Origin of the sequence: Streptococcus sp. zg-86, assembly GCF_017639855.1 — a bacterium.
Taxonomy (GTDB): Bacteria; Bacillota; Bacilli; order Lactobacillales; family Streptococcaceae; genus Streptococcus; species Streptococcus zhangguiae.
The window spans coordinates 1,177,947-1,194,103 of sequence record NZ_CP072115.1; the positions used below are offsets into that span (position 1 = coordinate 1,177,947).

The 16,157-nt window shown below is 41.0% G+C and carries 12 protein-coding genes; 1 reads left to right on the plus strand and 11 read right to left on the minus strand.

Annotation, left to right across the window (positions count from 1 at the left end; translation table 11 throughout):
* Positions 1–526: 526 nt before the first annotated feature.
* From J5M87_RS05700 to J5M87_RS05725, 6 genes are all read right to left on the minus strand, one after another.
* The gene (locus tag J5M87_RS05700) at positions 527–1,366 is read right to left on the minus strand and encodes an amino acid ABC transporter substrate-binding protein (RefSeq protein ID WP_154608035.1); all 840 of its coding nucleotides are present in this window, start codon (positions 1,364–1,366) and stop codon (positions 527–529) included.
* Positions 1,367–1,397: 31 nt separating this feature from the next.
* Positions 1,398–2,030 carry an amino acid ABC transporter ATP-binding protein gene (locus J5M87_RS05705; protein ID WP_154608036.1) on the minus strand — a complete coding sequence of 211 codons (633 nt, stop codon included), beginning with the start codon at positions 2,028–2,030 and terminating at the stop codon, positions 1,398–1,400.
* An 8-nt stretch (positions 2,031–2,038) separates the two neighbouring features.
* Positions 2,039–2,680, minus strand: coding sequence for an amino acid ABC transporter permease (locus J5M87_RS05710; protein ID WP_154608037.1), 642 nt, complete (start codon positions 2,678–2,680; stop codon positions 2,039–2,041).
* Between the two features lie 826 nt (positions 2,681–3,506).
* Entirely contained in the window at positions 3,507–5,321 is a 1,815-nt protein-coding gene (gene glmS / locus J5M87_RS05715; protein WP_154608082.1) for a glutamine--fructose-6-phosphate transaminase (isomerizing), read from the minus strand.
* Positions 5,322–5,474: 153 nt separating this feature from the next.
* Positions 5,475–5,999, minus strand: coding sequence for a signal peptidase I (gene lepB, locus J5M87_RS05720; RefSeq protein WP_154608038.1), 525 nt, complete (start codon positions 5,997–5,999; stop codon positions 5,475–5,477).
* A 47-nt stretch (positions 6,000–6,046) separates the two neighbouring features.
* Positions 6,047–6,676, minus strand: a complete 630-nt coding sequence (locus J5M87_RS05725) for a DUF459 domain-containing protein (RefSeq protein WP_154608039.1) — start codon at positions 6,674–6,676, stop codon at positions 6,047–6,049.
* Positions 6,677–6,794: 118 nt separating this feature from the next.
* Between J5M87_RS05725 and J5M87_RS05730 the strand changes: the two genes are divergently transcribed.
* Positions 6,795–7,916, plus strand: a complete 1,122-nt coding sequence (locus J5M87_RS05730; protein ID WP_154608040.1) for an NAD(P)/FAD-dependent oxidoreductase — start codon at positions 6,795–6,797, stop codon at positions 7,914–7,916.
* A 75-nt stretch (positions 7,917–7,991) separates the two neighbouring features.
* Here the strand turns inward: J5M87_RS05730 and J5M87_RS05735 are convergent, their stop codons facing one another.
* The 5 genes from J5M87_RS05735 to J5M87_RS05755 form a co-directional block, all read right to left on the minus strand.
* Positions 7,992–9,035: a zinc-binding dehydrogenase gene (locus tag J5M87_RS05735; protein ID WP_154608041.1), complete on the minus strand. Its 1,044-nt coding sequence runs from the start codon at positions 9,033–9,035 to the stop codon at positions 7,992–7,994.
* 107 nt (positions 9,036–9,142) lie between these two features.
* Positions 9,143–10,294 (minus strand): MFS transporter, encoded by a 1,152-nt coding sequence (locus J5M87_RS05740; RefSeq protein ID WP_154608042.1) that lies wholly within the window; start codon positions 10,292–10,294, stop codon positions 9,143–9,145.
* 89 nt (positions 10,295–10,383) lie between these two features.
* A complete protein-coding gene (gene pyk / locus J5M87_RS05745) occupies positions 10,384–11,889 on the minus strand; it encodes a pyruvate kinase (protein ID WP_154608043.1) in 1,506 nt (501 codons plus the stop codon).
* Positions 11,890–11,942: 53 nt separating this feature from the next.
* A complete protein-coding gene (gene pfkA / locus J5M87_RS05750) occupies positions 11,943–12,956 on the minus strand; it encodes a 6-phosphofructokinase (protein ID WP_154608044.1) in 1,014 nt (337 codons plus the stop codon).
* A gap of 82 nt (positions 12,957–13,038) precedes the next feature.
* Positions 13,039–16,146 (minus strand): DNA polymerase III subunit alpha, encoded by a 3,108-nt coding sequence (locus tag J5M87_RS05755; protein WP_154608045.1) that lies wholly within the window; start codon positions 16,144–16,146, stop codon positions 13,039–13,041.
* Between the last annotated feature and the right edge of the window lie 11 nt (positions 16,147–16,157).

Below are 16,157 nucleotides of genomic sequence, written 5' to 3' on the forward strand. Positions count from 1 at the left end.
AACTCAAGCTTGTATTCTCAATTGAATAAAGGTTAGGATATCGTTCAGTCGCTTTGATGAACGCTAGTTCTATCTGTAGCTCCTTGAATTGTCCTATTCCTTTTTCAATCCATTCATTATAACTTTAGTAAAAACAGTTGATTAGCAGAAGAGTTGATTCTAGCTTGTTCACTATAGGAAAGCCTTACTACACCATTAGGAATGGTTGTTGCGGCAGAGAAAGCCAATACTTAAAAGCTAAAAAAGCAGTTTTCGATAAGAAAAAGTCTTACTCATTTCCAAGTTCCGAACGTTTCATTGCAAGATAATCTCCCTAATAGCTAGTCCTGAATATTTAACGAAAAAAGGAGTTCCCAAAGAATTAGGCTCCATTTTTTCACTAAAAAACGACTGACTTAACAGCAAGTCGACATATTTTAATGGAGAACAGCTTCACTTAGAAGCTAGGCAGACAATGTTCAGTAAGCGAAGACTTGGCTAGAAGACAAGAATGATAAAAGACAGGAAATCTCCTGCCTTTTACACTTTATTTCTTTTTGATGACATCTGCTGCAACATCTTCTCCAAACCATTTGTCAGAGATTTTTTGGAAACTGCCGTCTGCATACAATTCTGTCAAGGCTGCATTGATTTTGTCCACCAAGGTTGTATCAGCCTTACGGGCACCGACTGCAAAGGCTTCTTTCTCAAAACCAGCATCGATAATATTGTAGTCCTTAATCAGACCTTCTTGCTGCAAGTAATAATTCGCATAAACACGGTCAATCAAGAGTCCATCAATCCGATCATTTTTCAAATCAATCAAAGCTTCATTAAAGGTTGCGTACTGGGTTGCCTCATTATTTTTAACAAGATCTTTTAAGATTGCTGGTTGCGCTTCAAAAACTGCGTAACCTGATGAACCAGCCTGTGCACCAAGCACCTTATCTTTCATATCCGCACTAGTTTCAATCTTGGATGATTTCTTGGTCACCAATACTTGGAGATTGGCCATGTAATCATCTGTAAATAAGACTTTTTCACGGCGTTCATCGGTTGCAGAATAGCCATTCCAAATCAAATCAATATTGCCATTATTTAACTCTGTTTCTTTCAAGTCCCAGTCGATCGGCTGCCATTCAATCGCGATGCCGTATTTATTAAAAACAGCTGTCGCTAATTCAATATCAAATCCTGTGTATTGACCAGTTTTTTCTTCAAACCCCATTGGCACAAATGTTTTGTCAAAGCCTATCGTGATTTTCTTACTTTCTTCATAACTAGACCAGTTGTCTCTCTTTGCAGTTGAATCTCCAGCTCCACATGCTACAAGTACAAGACTTGCAACCATTGTTACTGCACCGATTACGATTGATTTTACGTTCATATTCTATTCCTCTTTTCTGCTGCTATGAATGCTAATGTTTGGGCTCAATCTTGATAATCTCATCGGCAATATTCTCAGCGAATTGCATATCGTGTGTTACGACAATTTGCGTAATACCAGTCCTGCGATTTTCAAGAATGAGATTCTCCACTTCTTTTCGTAACTCAGGGTCTAGGGCTGAGGTTGGTTCATCATAACCAATAATTTCAGGGTCAATCATCATAGCACGTGCCAAGGCAACACGCTGTTTCTGCCCACCTGATAAGGAATAGGGATAGGCATCTGCATGACCAGCTAAACCAAGAGTTTCAAGTAATTGACGGGCTTTGCTTTCAGCCGCTGTACGAGAAATATTCTGCGTTTTGATGGGCGACAAGATTAGATTTTCCAACACCGATAAGTGCGGGAACAACTGAAAATCTTGGAAAACAAAGCCCAGCAGATGTCGTTTTTCTAGCTCCTCTAACGGCAGTTCTTTTCCATTATAAATCAACTGACCAGAATCAATACTCTCAAGACCTGCCAACATCCGAAGCAAGGTGGTTTTTCCACCGCCTGATTGACCAACAATAGCAACAATTTTCCCTTCAGGAATTATGAGGTCATAGTTGGAAAAAATCTGCTTATGATCAAATCGTTTGGAAAGATTGCGTAATTCTAACATAAGACCTCCTATTTATAATACTCAAATTTTTTCTCAATCCTATTGGCTACAAGGGTCACAAGCCCAATCATCAGCAAGTAGAGGGCTCCTGCAATAAACATAGGTGCCAGACTGACATCACGGTTGGCTGCAGTTCGACTAGCAAGGAGTAAATCATTCACTCCCAACGCATAAATCAAAGAGGTATCCTTGACCAAGGTTGTCACTTCATTAAAGACACTCGGTAGGACTATTTTCACTACCTGAGGTAAAATGATATAACGAATAGTTTGAACAGGGGTAAATTTCAATACTTTTGCAGCCTCATACTGCCCAGATGGAATAGCTTCAATTCCTCCACGAAAGATTTCTGAGAAATAGGCTGCGTAATTTAAGGTAAAGGTAATGATAACCGCAGGCATTCGATCAAAGGTAATACCAATGCTTGGCAAGACATAGTAGACAAAAATCAACTGGAGCAATAAGGGGGTGCCCCGCATGATGAGCACATAAAGATTCAAAAACCAGAATAAGGGCTTAAAGGATATTTTCATCAAAAAAGCCACAAGTGCTCCCAATGGAAGAGACAAGAATAAGACCATGACAAAGACCTGAAACGATACCAAGGCCCCATTTAATAAGCTCGGTAAAATCTCAATAATATATCCCATAAGCTCCTCCAAAATAATAATTAAAAAATAGTATAGCAAAAATTTCTGAAAATGAAAAGATATTTTCTGCATTTTTATAAGATAAATTGAAAAATTATTCCATGAACTGTCAGATATCTTGATGAATACTCACTGACATTCAAACATAAGCAACTTATCTATCATTTATAACCTTAAAAAATAGAAATGGATTGCGTTAACAAAGTTAGGATAGTGATGATATCAGGTTGGAAATACAGTAAGCCGAAGGTGTTTAAACACAGGATACTTTTGCAGTAGTGTTATTCTTTGGGAATGGGACTCAATCGTGATTTCGTAGAAATCGATTATCCTCACTCCTTTATTTTTAGGTTCGGGCTAAACGAATCCACGGATTCATTTACTTCCACCCCCGCATGTTAACTAGCTTCCACAATTGAGAATTGTGGAAGGCTGGAAATAAAACGAGCGTAGCTCGCCCCTTGCAATTGAGAATTGTGGAAGACTGGAAATAGAACGAGCGTAACTCGCTCCTTGCAATTGAGAATAGTGAAAGGGTGGAAATAGGGCTAGCGAAGAACGGTTCGCTAGCCTCTTCTACTAGAATATTGATTGATCAATGTTTTACAAACCAGACAACTACTGCGCTCTACAAAATAATAAAATCAAGACTTTTGTCCTAGCCTCGAAGAACGGAAATGTTGAGACCGTAGACGCAACAGTTAGCAATGAAACTCCGAAGGAAGTTGCTTGCATCCGCACGATTTAATAACGTATTGAAAACAGCTACGGTTGATAGGAATAGAGTATAAAAAATCCTCGCAGAAGAAATACGAGGATAATCCTTTTATTCAACCGTAACGGCTTTAGCCAAATTACGTGGTTTATCAACATCTAATCCACGTTGGAGAGAAGCGTAATAGGCAATCAATTGAGTTGGAATCACCATCGAAATGCTAGACAAGAATGGATGGACCTTGTTCACAACGATATCATCATCTTCTCTTTCTAAGCCTTCCTCAACAACCGTCAAGATATGCGCTCCACGAGAAACGACTTCTGCGATATTTCCACGCGTATGCGCTGCAACTTTCTCACTTGCAGAAATCAAGGCAACTACTGGTGTACCGTCTTCAATCAGTGAAATAGTACCATGCTTTAATTCACCAGCTGCAAATCCCTCACACTGGATATATGAAATTTCTTTTAATTTAAGAGCAGCTTCAATCGTTACATAGTAGTCATTGCCTCGTCCGATATAAAAGGCATTACGTGTTGTTGCAAGTAGATTCTCTACTTTTTCAGCAATCATATCTTTTTCAGACAAGGTTGCTTCAATTGATTGGGCAACAAGGGACAATTCATGTACTAAATCAAACTCATGTGCTTCTTTCTTGCCATTTGCTTCTCCGACTGCTTTTGATAAAAAGGCAAGAGCAGCGATTTGTGCAGTATAGGCTTTGGTAGAGGCTACTGCAATTTCAGGACCTGCATGCAACAGCATCGTATAAGTTGCTTCACGAGAAAGGGTCGATCCTGGTACATTGGTAATCGTCAAGCTTGGAATGCCCATTTCGTTCGCCTTGACCAATACCTGACGGCTGTCAGCGGTTTCCCCAGACTGGGTTAATAAGATAAAGAGCGGTTTCTTGCTCAAGAGAGGCATATGGTAGCCCCATTCAGAAGCCACACCCAATTCAACTGGTGTATCCGTCAGTGCCTCAATCATATTCTTTGAAGCATAGCCTGCATTGTAAGAAGTTCCTGCAGCAAGGATGTAGATACGGTCTGCTTCCTGAACCGCTTTGACAATTTCAGAATCTACGGTCATTTGACCTTCTGCATCTGAGTAAGCACTAATCAACTTACGCATGACAGTTGGTTGCTCGTCAATTTCTTTCAACATATAGAACGGATAAGTGCCTTTTCCGATGTCTGAGAGGTCAAGCTCTGCTGTATAGCTGTTACGTTTGATTGGATTACCGTCATAGTCCGTCACTTCTACACTTTCTTTTGTAACGATGACCAATTCTTTATCGTGAATTTCCATGTACTCACTAGTCTCACGAATCATAGCCATGGCATCAGAACAGACCATATTGTATCCCTCACCAAGACCAATCAAAAGTGGTGATTTGTTCTTTGCGACATAAATCGTATCTGGATTTACAGCATCAATCAAGGCAAAGGCATAAGAACCTTGGATAATATGTAGAGATTTTTTAAAGGCTTCTAATACCGACAAGTTGTCTTCTTCGACAAATTTTCCAATCAAATGAACCGCGATTTCCGTATCTGTCTGCCCCTTGAAATCATGACCTGCTAGGTAGGTATCCTTCATTTCAAGATAATTCTCAATCACCCCATTGTGAACAAGGACAAAGCGACCGGTCTGAGAGGTATGGGGATGAGCATTATCTTCTGTTGGCTTACCATGCGTTGCCCAGCGTGTATGACCAATTCCGATTGTCCCTTCCACAGCATCTCCAACCTTTGCAGACAAATCTGCAATTCGACCGACAGATTTGACCAAGTGTCCTCTTGCACCACCTGTGACAAAAATACCTGCTGAGTCATAACCACGGTATTCTAATTTTTCAAGTCCTTGAATTAAAATATCAGTTGCATTTGTATTTCCAACAACTCCAACGATTCCACACATATTAACTACCATCCATTTCTATTTCACTATTTTTAAAAATTGGTATAGTCATATTTTTATTTTAAAAAACCAATAAAAACAGTATATATTAAAGATATTTTTTTGTCAAATTTAAAATTGGTATAGTCTAATTTGTGGACAAAAAAACTAACCCTACTCATGAGTTAGTCCAATATCGATAAAGCCAAATTCACTAATGGGGCTGACTCGGAAGGTCAAACGCCCAATAATTTGATCTGTAGCAATCAAGCCAAGTGTCCGACTATCTTCGCGATTGGTTCGGATGTCATTTAAAATCCAGTAATTCATCTTTTCAACCTTGGGAATAATCACATCTTCTGTGTAATATTCTTGATGATTGGGAGACTTGCTGAGGTAGCTTTCGTCAATAATTTCATTATTGCGGTACAAAACATCATCCATATAGGTGACACTATCGCCTTCCATTGCGATAATACGACCAACATACTCTGTACCATCTACTTGATATAAAACAAAATCTCCATACTCGACTTCCTTGCCCTTGACGGCAATCACAAGGTCATTTTCCTTGAGATACGGATTTGCCATTTGCTTCGTTATGGTGACTGGTTCAAAGACCCAAATGCGCAGTGCAATAATCCCTAGGGTCAGTAAACTAATCATAATAATGCGATGAATAAAATCCCTTTTTGCCATTTTCCTCTCCATTTCTCTCTTACCAGTATAGCATATTTTTTCAAAAATTACTTGGGACTTGCTCCCATGATTGCAGCATAGACTGTCTCTGCAACAAACTGATTTCCAAGAGGAGTCAGATGCAGACCATCACTATAATACTCTAAGTGTCCTTCTGTTAGTGGATAAAAGTTGACCCATTCTAGGCCTTTCTCCTTCGCAATTCGAGGGATGATCTCCTGTAATTCTGTTCGTACAATGTCATTGTTCAGACCAAATCGACTGGTTGGCACATAAGGTGGAACCATCAGATACACATCTGGCTGACTGGGCATCTGTACATACCGATCGACCATCTCGCCGTACTCCCTAATAAACCGTTCCTTATTCCAATAGGGGCCTCTGCTATCATTGCTTCCAATCATGATGATAACAATATCTGCTTCACTTTCAAATGACAATTGGGCATTTTTCTCCTGTAAATAGGGATAATCTGAGGTTGATTGTAGGGATCTGCCACTCAAGCCAAAGTTTAAGACCTGATAATGGTGTCCTAATTTTTCAGCTAAAATACTGGGGTAGGCATCTCTTTCTCGATTTTCCAATCCATAACCATAGGTCAAACTATCACCAACAGTAGCAACCTTGATTGCCCCATTTCCAATTGTCATGACTTCTGGGTACATTATATCTGACATATCTTCTCCTTTTTTCTATTCTAACATTTTCATAGCATCAGCGCAATTTTGCAGAATACTTCCTCTACATGGCGATAAAAAGACAGAATTCAATCTTTCTTTATGCTATACTATAAATATGAAACAAAAGAAGATTATCATTATCGGTGGGGGAATTGTCGGCTCTACTGCTGCCTTTTATCTCTCCCAAAACCCACATTTACAAATCACCCTAATTGACGAGGGAAAAGGAAATGCTACAAGAGCGGCTGCTGGTATTATCTGTCCCTGGCTTTCTCAGCGGCGCAACCAAGCTTGGTATCAATTGGTTGATAAGGGGGCGGCCTTTTATTTGGATTTGATGCAGGATTTACAGGAAGCAGGCCTCGAACAGCTCCCCTACAAACAAACAGGGACTCTCGTGTTTAAAAAAAAGGATTCCCTGCTTGAAAAATTAGCAAAGCTAGCTCAAGAAAGACGAATCCAGTCTCCTATGATTGGAGAACTTGACGTTCTAAAAGGACGCGATTTAGCCCAATCTATCCCTCCTCTTGAGACAGAGCAAGGCGCTGTTTTTACTCGTGGTGGAGGACGGGTAGACGGTGGACAGCTCCTTGACCAATTGCAGAAACTAGTTGAACAGCAAGGCGGTCTTATTATCAAGGGACAGGCGCAGCTCCTGTCTAATAAGCAGGTCAGCGTAGGCACACAATTGTATCCTTATGATGAAATAATTTTAGCAACAGGCGCTTGGTTGCCACAAGCCCTGCAGCCTTTAGGTTATACGGTTGATATTGTCCCGCAAAAAGGACAATTGCTCGAAGTTCAAACTGCTTTTAACACAGATACTTGGCCTGGCTGCATGCTCCATGGGGAAATTGACATTCTGCCATTTGAAGGAGGAAAACTCGTTATCGGAGCCACCCATGAAAATAATCAAGGCTTTGATTTAACCGTTGACGAGGAAAAAATTCAACAAATGAAGGAAATGGCTACTTCCTTTATCCCAGATTTAGAGCGGTACCAAGTTAGCCATACGCGCGTCGGTACGCGAGCCTATACCTCGGACTTTCTACCTTTCTACGGACGACTATCCGATCAACCGTCTATTTTAGTAGCAAGTGGTCTAGGATCTTCTGGTCTCACCTGCGGTCCCTTTATCGGTTGGCAGTTAGCCCAGTCTATCCTCGGGCGTACACATGACTTTGATGCTACCCCCTATTCACCAGCTGCCTATATCACCATCAAACAGAATGATTAACACTAAAAAAGCCCTCTTCCTGATAGAAGAAGGGCTTTTGAATGGTCGAAATCAAAGTTTGATTTTTGACGAGTATTAGTCCACAATCAACATCGATTTGATGACCTTGCGGTCTGCCATGTCTTTATAGGCTTGGTTAACGTCATCAAGGGCATAGGTCTGCGTAAAAACACGACCTGGGTTGATGTCTCCGTCCAAAACGGCTTTCAACAAGATTTGCTTATTGTAAGTCGTCACTGAAGCTGAACCTCCTGCTACCAAAATATTTTGGGCAAAGGTTGAGCCGAGCGGTCGACTATTATAATGCGGTACCCCAACAAAACCAACACGTCCACCATTATGGAGAACACCAAGAGCTTGTTCAATGGCTGCTTCCGTCCCTACACATTCCAGCGCAGCATCTGCTCCACCACCTAAAATCTCACGAACTTTAGCAATGCCTTCCTCACCACGCTCTGCTACTACAGCTGTCGCACCAGATTCTAAGGCCATGGCTTGCCGATCAGCATGACGACTCATCAAGACAATCTGAGAAGCCCCCATCATCTTCGCTGCGATAACCGCACATTGCCCAACTGCTCCATCTCCAATGACCACGACCTTGTCTCCCCGCTGGACATTTGCCACACGAGCTGCATGGTAACCTGTCGGCATCACATCTGCTAAAGTCAAGAGAGATTTGAGCATACCTTCTGAATAATCAGAGGGCTGGCCTGGTACCTTGATCAAAGCCCAATTTCCATAGTGGAAACGGAGGTATTCAGACTGGAAACCACCACCCCAGTTAGTCGGCGCAGGGTGATTATCACAAGTCCCATCAAATCCTGCACGACAAGCATCACAATGACCACAACCATGCGTAAACGGTACGATAACAAAATCACCTGGTTTGACCGTGGTAATTTCACTTCCAACCTCTTCTACAATTCCCAACGCCTCATGTCCTGAATTGATTGAATGCGCTGCCTTATCATCACCGTGTGAATAAGACCAAAGATCTGACCCACATACACAAGCACGTATAATCTTGATAATCACATCATCATTTTCTTGAATCTGTGGTTTATCAACCTCACCGATAATCATCGACCCAGCCTTTTCAAAAATTGCTGTTTTCATTCCATATCCTCACTTTCAAACTAGAATACATCTAGTATACTACTTGGAGTGTACTCCAAGTCAAGCCTAATTGTTTCTAAAAAAATCGAAGTTATGGATAGCAAGAATTATTTCTTGAGTCCAACCAATACATATGCTAGCAAGCAGGCAAGCAGCATCAAGCTACTACTCATATAAAATGGAGTAATAAAGGTCTCAATCTGGAATTTTTCCAACAACTTGGTCAGTAAAATTGGCGTCAGAACCACCCCAATATTGCCACCCGTAATGGCTAAACTCGTTACAAAATGGACTTGCTCTTGCGGAAATTGCTTAGAAATATAATAAAAATTAAAGGACATAATACCAACAAAACTCATCCCTACTAAGATACTAGCAAGGACAAACAGAGGGAAATGAACAGGTAGTGTAAAGAGAAAATTACCCAAGCCCATGGAAATCAACACAACAAAAAGGGTGGCATTGCCCAAACTTTTTAGAATTGGCCCAAAGAAACAACCTGTCACAATACCACTAAGGGCTAAAATAGTCAGCAGCTGACTCGATGAGGTCGTTGAAAAACCATATTTGGTTACTAGTAAACTTGGAATTTTAATCGTTGCCCCAATATAGCTGATTCCAACGAGGAAGGTCAAAGCTACAATCAAGCCTACCTTCTGATTCCATACGAGAGATTCTTTGACCCTTGTTTGAGAATGACTAGGCTCAGGAACAGAAAGATAAAAAAGGATTAGAACAGGGAAAGCAAGCAAGTACACTAAAAATGTATAATGGACTCCCACTAATAAAACATAGCCTGCTATAAAGGTTGTCAAGGCCTTACCAATATTTAAAAAGGCGGTTCGCAGACCAATCATCTGAGCTCGCAAATCTCCTTGGTAAAATTCACTAATCAAGCTAATCGATAGCGAATTATAGAGCCCAATTCCTACTCCTAGCAATAAGCGACATAAAACAATAAGGGGAAAGGAGGTTAAAAAGGTCGGTAAGGCACCAAATAGACCAATCAAGCCTAGCCCCAACAAAACGGTCTTCTTCGTCCCTAACCAAGAAACTACTAAATTACTGAGCAAGACCGTAATCGTAATCATCATAGCTGGGACTGTTACTAAACTCTCCACCGAAGCAAGACCAATACCCGCATTCTGTGCATGATAGTATTCGTATAGCTTTGGAATGGCTGGAGCAATAGCCAAATGAGACATTAAAAAAATGGAAATCACCACTAGTGAAAATCGCATCATGACAGTATTTTTCATGATTTCTCCTAAAATATCAATTACTCTAACAAGCAAAAAAGCCTTAGGAACAAGCAGGACTTGAACCTTGAAGGCTTTATTAGTTGTTTTTATTTTACAGTACGAACACGCATTGTGTTAGTTGAACCTGCAACACCAACTGGAAGACCTGCAACAATGACAATGTCGTCACCTGATTCAACAAGTCCAGCTTTGATTGCTTCACGTTCTGCCAATTCAAACATATCATCTGTAGAAGCTGGTTTGTCTGTCACAATTGGAATAACTCCCCAGTTAATCATCAATGATTTTTGAACTTCTTCTGTAAAGGTAACAGCCAAGATATCTGCATTTGGACGGTATTTCGAAATTGAACGTGCTGAGAATCCTGTTTCAGTAACAGTTACAACCAATTTGATATTCATTGAGTGACACGCATCACGAACAGCAGAGGCAATAACTTCTGTCTTGCTTGTACGTTCAAATGTTGAAGAATCCAAGCGGCTATATTCTTCCAATAGAGTTTGCGCATTTTTCGCAATGGTTGCCATTGTACGAACTGACTCAACTGGATATTTACCGTTTGCTGACTCACCTGAAAGCATAGTCGCATCTGTTCCGTCGATAACCGCATTAAATACGTCTGATACTTCTGAACGAGTTGCACGTGGTTTTTCAGTCATTGTTTCAAGCATGTTTGTTGCTGTGATAACTGCTTTACCAGCTGCATTCACTTTTGTGATGATCATTTTTTGGTAAACTGGAACCATTTCAAATGGTACTTCGATACCCATGTCTCCACGAGCAATCATGATACCGTCTGCTGCTTCGATAATTTCATCGATATTATCAATACCTTGTTGGTTTTCGATTTTGGCAAACAATTTCACATGACCGTTTCCAGTTTCTTCACAGATAGCACGTACTTCATCCACATCTTTTGCAGTACGAACGAATGAAATCGCAATGAAGTTCAAGCCTTGCTCAAGACCAAAACGGATGTCCGCGTTGTCACGTTCAGCAAGTGCTGGGAAAGGAATTTTAGTGTAAGGAATATTTACACCTTTTTGTTTTGCGATAACGCCGTCATTTTCAACTGTTACTTCAAATTCACGTTTTGCATCATCTTTGGCAAAAACACGAAGACCCAGTTTTCCATCGTCAACAAGGATTTGTTTTCCAACTTCCACATCATCGTAGATGTCAAGGGCACCTGCAACGTTTAAGGCAATCACTTCACGAGTTGATTTGATTCCTTGTTTGGTAGCAACACGAATTGTTTCACCAGTAGTGTATTCATATTCTTTTGCATCACCTTCAAACAATTCTGTACGGATTTCCGGACCTTTTGTATCAAGCAAGAAACCTACTTTTTGACCAGCAATTTCTTCAGCACGACGTACTGTTGCCATACGGTCACCTTGCTCTTGGTGGTCACCGTGTGAGAAGTTGAAACGGAATACGTTTGCTCCTTCTTTAATCAATTCAGCAATTTTCTGAGCTGATGCTTCAACATCTAATTTTTCACCCCAGTAACCATCATCACCGAATTTTTTACCACCACGGATTTCAACCGCAGGACCTAATGTAGCAACAAGTTTTACGCGTTTATTCATGATTTGTTTTTTCTCCTTTTTTGCGACAAGTTTCCAATAACTATTATGGATGTTTAATAACGAGACAAGCTACGAGCCAAACCAGCTAGTTTCGCATCCCCTTTATGAGGGTTGTTGACAACAATCTTACCATCTTCAGCTAGGCAGAAGAGAGCATTTTCTTCTTTTGAACCAAGGATTGGATTGGCAACGAGGTCATCTTTATGAACACCAACTGCAAGACCACCTTTTCCTTCTTTTAGAAGTTCTACTGCATAAGCCCCTAAGCGTGAAGCTAGTACGCGGTCACGAACCGTTGGACGACCACCGCGTTGGATATGGGCAAGCTCGATTGCGCGAAGATCACTTGTATCGCCAGCTTCTCTCAACTTCTGAGCAAATTCATTAGCTGACATAACCCCTTCAGCAAGCATAACGATATTGTGGTTTTTTCCTTTTTCGTATCCTTTTGCGATACTTGCTACCACATCTTCAATCTTGAAGTCTTCTTCTGGTACGATAATTTCATCTGCACCAATCGCAATACCAGTCCAAAGAGCGATATCGCCTGCATGACGCCCCATTACCTCTACAACGAATGTACGACGGTGACTCCTAGCCGTATCGCGGATTTTATCAACTGCATCCATAACTGTCATACAAGCTGTATCAAAACCGATTGTAAAGTCTGTACCTGGAATATCATTATCAATCGTACCTGGGATACCAATAGCTGGGAATCCGTGCTCTGTCAAGCGCATCGCACCATGGTAAGAACCATCACCACCGATAACAACAACTCCCTCAATTCCATGTTTTTTCAATTGCTCAATTCCTTTTAATTGACCTTCCAATTGAGCAAACTCTGGGTAGCGAGCTGAATACAGCATCGTACCACCTGTACCAAGGATACCGCTCACTCCTTCTTTTGTTAGAGGGAAGATATCACCTGCAACCATACCGGCATAACCGTAGTTGATACCGAATACTTCCATCCCTTCTGAAATTGCTTTACGAACAACCGCACGAACGGCAGCATTCATACCAGGGGCGTCACCACCACTAGTCAAAACAGCAATACGTTTCATTTAACTAATGCTCCTTTTTTCATTTTTAACTGTACCATTATACCACATTTAACCGCAGTATGCTTGACTTTTTACTATTTTTTTACCGAAAAACCGTTTTCATTGAAAATTCCTGTAAGCGAGTTTGCAATTCCTCTGATTTTTCAATAAAGATCCGTTCTAGTTGCACGGTTTGATTCCTATCTTGATAATGAAGAACGACTGGAATTGTCCCTGGATATGCAGCCAAAATGCGTGCTATTTCCTGATCATGCTTCCCATTTTCCAGTAAAATCCAACATTTTTCCGCATTGGGCTGCTCTAAGTTATCTAAAACGAGCTGCAATTGTCCCTCTCTTTCTTGGACCTTCCCAGTCAGATAAACAATATCCCCTTCTTTCAACAGATTTTGATAGCGTTGATAGGTTTCTGGAAAGAGCGTGACATCTACTTTCTTCTTGGTATCGGTCACTTGCGCAAAGGCCATTTGCTGACCCGTTTTCTTGGTGCGAATCACACGGATGGACTGAATCTGACCGAGAAGCGTAACCGCATTTCCAGCGACTAATTCACCAAATGGAGTATGAGGTCTGTTGGTCGATTTTGCTAAAAGCAGTAAGGGATGTGGACTCATCCCAACACCAATAATCGCTTGTTCCAGACTGAACTTTTCACTATCACTGTAATCTTCTGCTTCTTGCCAACTATAATTTTCCTCTGAAAAGAAACTACCAAAGGTATCTGCAAAGACGAAAAGATTATCTAAGTTTTCCAAAATCTTCTTCCGATTTGGTTCAAATGGATCAAACAAGCCGAGCTGAATCAAGGGCTTTAACGTATCCTGTTTTTTAAAATTCGTAGGTAATCGCAGAATAAAATCCTCTACGCTCTTAAATGGTCGCTCTTCAATGAGCCAAAATGCCAATTCTTTTGGCAACCCCTTAATGTTCTTGAGGCCCATGTAAATCTTATTGCCCTCAAACTTGTCGTGGTAAGGAATACTATTGATGGTAACAGGTGCTACCTGAAAATCAAATTGTAGGGCATCTGAAATGTAATCACTACTTGAATAATTCAACATGATATCAAAAAAAACATCGGGATAATGGGTTTTAAAATAGGCCAATTGGAAGGCTAAAGCTGAATAGGCATAGGCATGACTACGGTTGAAACCATAGCCAGCAAATTTTGCCATTATAGCAAAAATCGCTCGTGCCTTCTCCTCATCATGCCCCTGTTCGAGCGCTCCTGCAATGAAATCGGCTTCCATACTCTGCATTTCAGCCTTATTTTTCTTAGACATGGCACGGCGTAACAAATCGGCTTTCCCAAGTGTAAAACCAGAAAAACGCTGGGCAATCTGCATGACCTGCTCTTGATAAAGCATGATGCCATAGGTAGGCTGTAAAATAGTCGCAATCGAATCATCTAATACATCTACTGCCTCTTGACCATGTTTACGCTTGACAAAATTATCTGAATAGTCACTCGCACCCGGTCTGTTCAAACTGGTCGTTGCTACAATATCTTCAAATCGACTCGGCTGTACTCGTTTTAACAGATGAATGGCACCCGGTTGCTCAAACTGGAAAATACCTTTTGTCTGCCCCTTGGCAAAGAGTTTCAAAGTCTCTGAATCTTCTAAATCAATGTCTGCAATCACAATTTTTTTGCTATATTTGGCCTCAACTGCTTCTGCCATTTTTTGAACGAAGGTCAGATTTCGTAGGCCTAGAAAATCCATTTTTAAGAGTCCATTGGCTTCGACCGCATGGGCATCGTACTGGGTAATCAGCATATCTTCACCTGATTTTAGTGGAATGGTATTGGTCAATTCTTCATCACTCATTACGACACCTGCCGCATGAATCGATGTCTGACGTGGTTGACCTTCAATTTGCTGAGCTATGGCATAGGATTTTTGGTATTCCATTTTGCTATTGATTACTTGCCTAAAGGAGGCATTACGCTCATAGGCTGTTGCCAAGGTATCTCGAAAAGAAATCTTTTTGGTAATGGCACTCACTTCGTATTCCGGTGTTCCATAGCGCTTCAACACATCTCGAAGTGCCTGTTTCGCACCAAAAGTGGAATAGGTTACAATCTGAGCTGCATGAAGCGTTCCATAGCGCTCTCTCACATAGCGAATGAAATCGCCACGGTGAATATCTGGAATATCAATATCAATATCAGGCATGCTAAAGCGCTCGACATTTAAAAATCGCTCAAAGAGTAAGTTGTGTTTGACAGGGTCAATACCTGTAATTTGTAAGGCATAGGCCACTAAACTGCCAACTGCAGAACCGCGTCCCATTCCCATGTAATAGCCCTGACTGCGCCCAAAACGCAAAAGATCCCAGACGATTAAAAAATAATCATCAAAGCCCATTTGATGAATGATAGCTAGTTCCTGTTGCAGACGCTCTTGATAGACAGGATAATCAATCCCTCTCATTCGCAAGCCTTCCTCAGCCTTTTCACGCAGTTCCTCCACTGCTAAGCGCTCCCGATTAAAGCGAGGCAATTTCAAGTTTTTATCGAGCTGATAAGAAATCCTTGCCACCAAGCGATTCAACTCCTCAATCGCTGCTGGAAATCGCTGCTGAAACATTGCTGCTAAACTTTCTGGGCTTAACAATGCTTGGTTATGGACTAACTGAGTGACTTGATTGAGGGGGATATTATCTTGAATGGCCTGCAGAACCTGTAAGACTTCAACTTGACTTTCTTCAAAGTACCGCACTGTGTATAAGGGAATTAAGGGACGACTCGATTGAATTGCTGGTGTTGTCGCACGCACTCCAATATAAAAATCAACTCCCAAATCATAGACTTCGACTCCTTCAAAATAGGGAATAACTAGGGCAATACCTGCTAGATAAGAACGAATCCGATCAAATTCTTTTTCCCCCATCATCTTTGCCGTAGAAATTTTTAAGAGATTTTGATAGCCTTCTGTATTTATGGCAATAAATTGAATGACCACCTTCTCATCTGCTGAGACCTGCCATTCTATTTCACATCCAATGATTGGTTGAAGCCCTGCTTTTTCACACACTTCTATAAAGGAATAAGCAGCGTACAAATTATCCCGATCCATGATGCCTAAGTGCGTGTAGCCCATTTCTTTTGCACGGGCAACATAAGACTCAATCGTCATCATGCTATCCATAAAACTATAGACCGTCTTGGTATCTAATTGTGCCAGCATATCTCCTCCTT

Excerpts from the sequence above, each read along its gene's own strand:
- J5M87_RS05755 (WP_154608045.1), bottom strand. The coding sequence starts at position 16,146 with ATGCTGGCACAATTAGATACCAAGACGGTCTATAGTTTTATGGATAGC.
- pfkA (WP_154608044.1), bottom strand. The coding sequence starts at position 12,956 with ATGAAACGTATTGCTGTTTTGACTAGTGGTGGTGACGCCCCTGGTATG.
- J5M87_RS05710 (WP_154608037.1), bottom strand. The coding sequence starts at position 2,680 with ATGGGATATATTATTGAGATTTTACCGAGCTTATTAAATGGGGCCTTG.
- J5M87_RS05700 (WP_154608035.1), bottom strand. The coding sequence starts at position 1,366 with ATGAACGTAAAATCAATCGTAATCGGTGCAGTAACAATGGTTGCAAGT.
- glmS (WP_154608082.1), bottom strand. The coding sequence starts at position 5,321 with ATGTGTGGAATCGTTGGAGTTGTTGGAAATACAAATGCAACTGATATT.
- lepB (WP_154608038.1), bottom strand. The coding sequence starts at position 5,999 with ATGGCAAAAAGGGATTTTATTCATCGCATTATTATGATTAGTTTACTG.
- J5M87_RS05705 (WP_154608036.1), bottom strand. The coding sequence starts at position 2,030 with ATGTTAGAATTACGCAATCTTTCCAAACGATTTGATCATAAGCAGATT.
- J5M87_RS05740 (WP_154608042.1), bottom strand. The coding sequence starts at position 10,294 with ATGAAAAATACTGTCATGATGCGATTTTCACTAGTGGTGATTTCCATT.
- J5M87_RS05730 (WP_154608040.1), top strand. The coding sequence starts at position 6,795 with ATGAAACAAAAGAAGATTATCATTATCGGTGGGGGAATTGTCGGCTCT.
- J5M87_RS05735 (WP_154608041.1), bottom strand. The coding sequence starts at position 9,035 with ATGAAAACAGCAATTTTTGAAAAGGCTGGGTCGATGATTATCGGTGAG.
- J5M87_RS05725 (WP_154608039.1), bottom strand. The coding sequence starts at position 6,676 with ATGTCAGATATAATGTACCCAGAAGTCATGACAATTGGAAATGGGGCA.
- pyk (WP_154608043.1), bottom strand. The coding sequence starts at position 11,889 with ATGAATAAACGCGTAAAACTTGTTGCTACATTAGGTCCTGCGGTTGAA.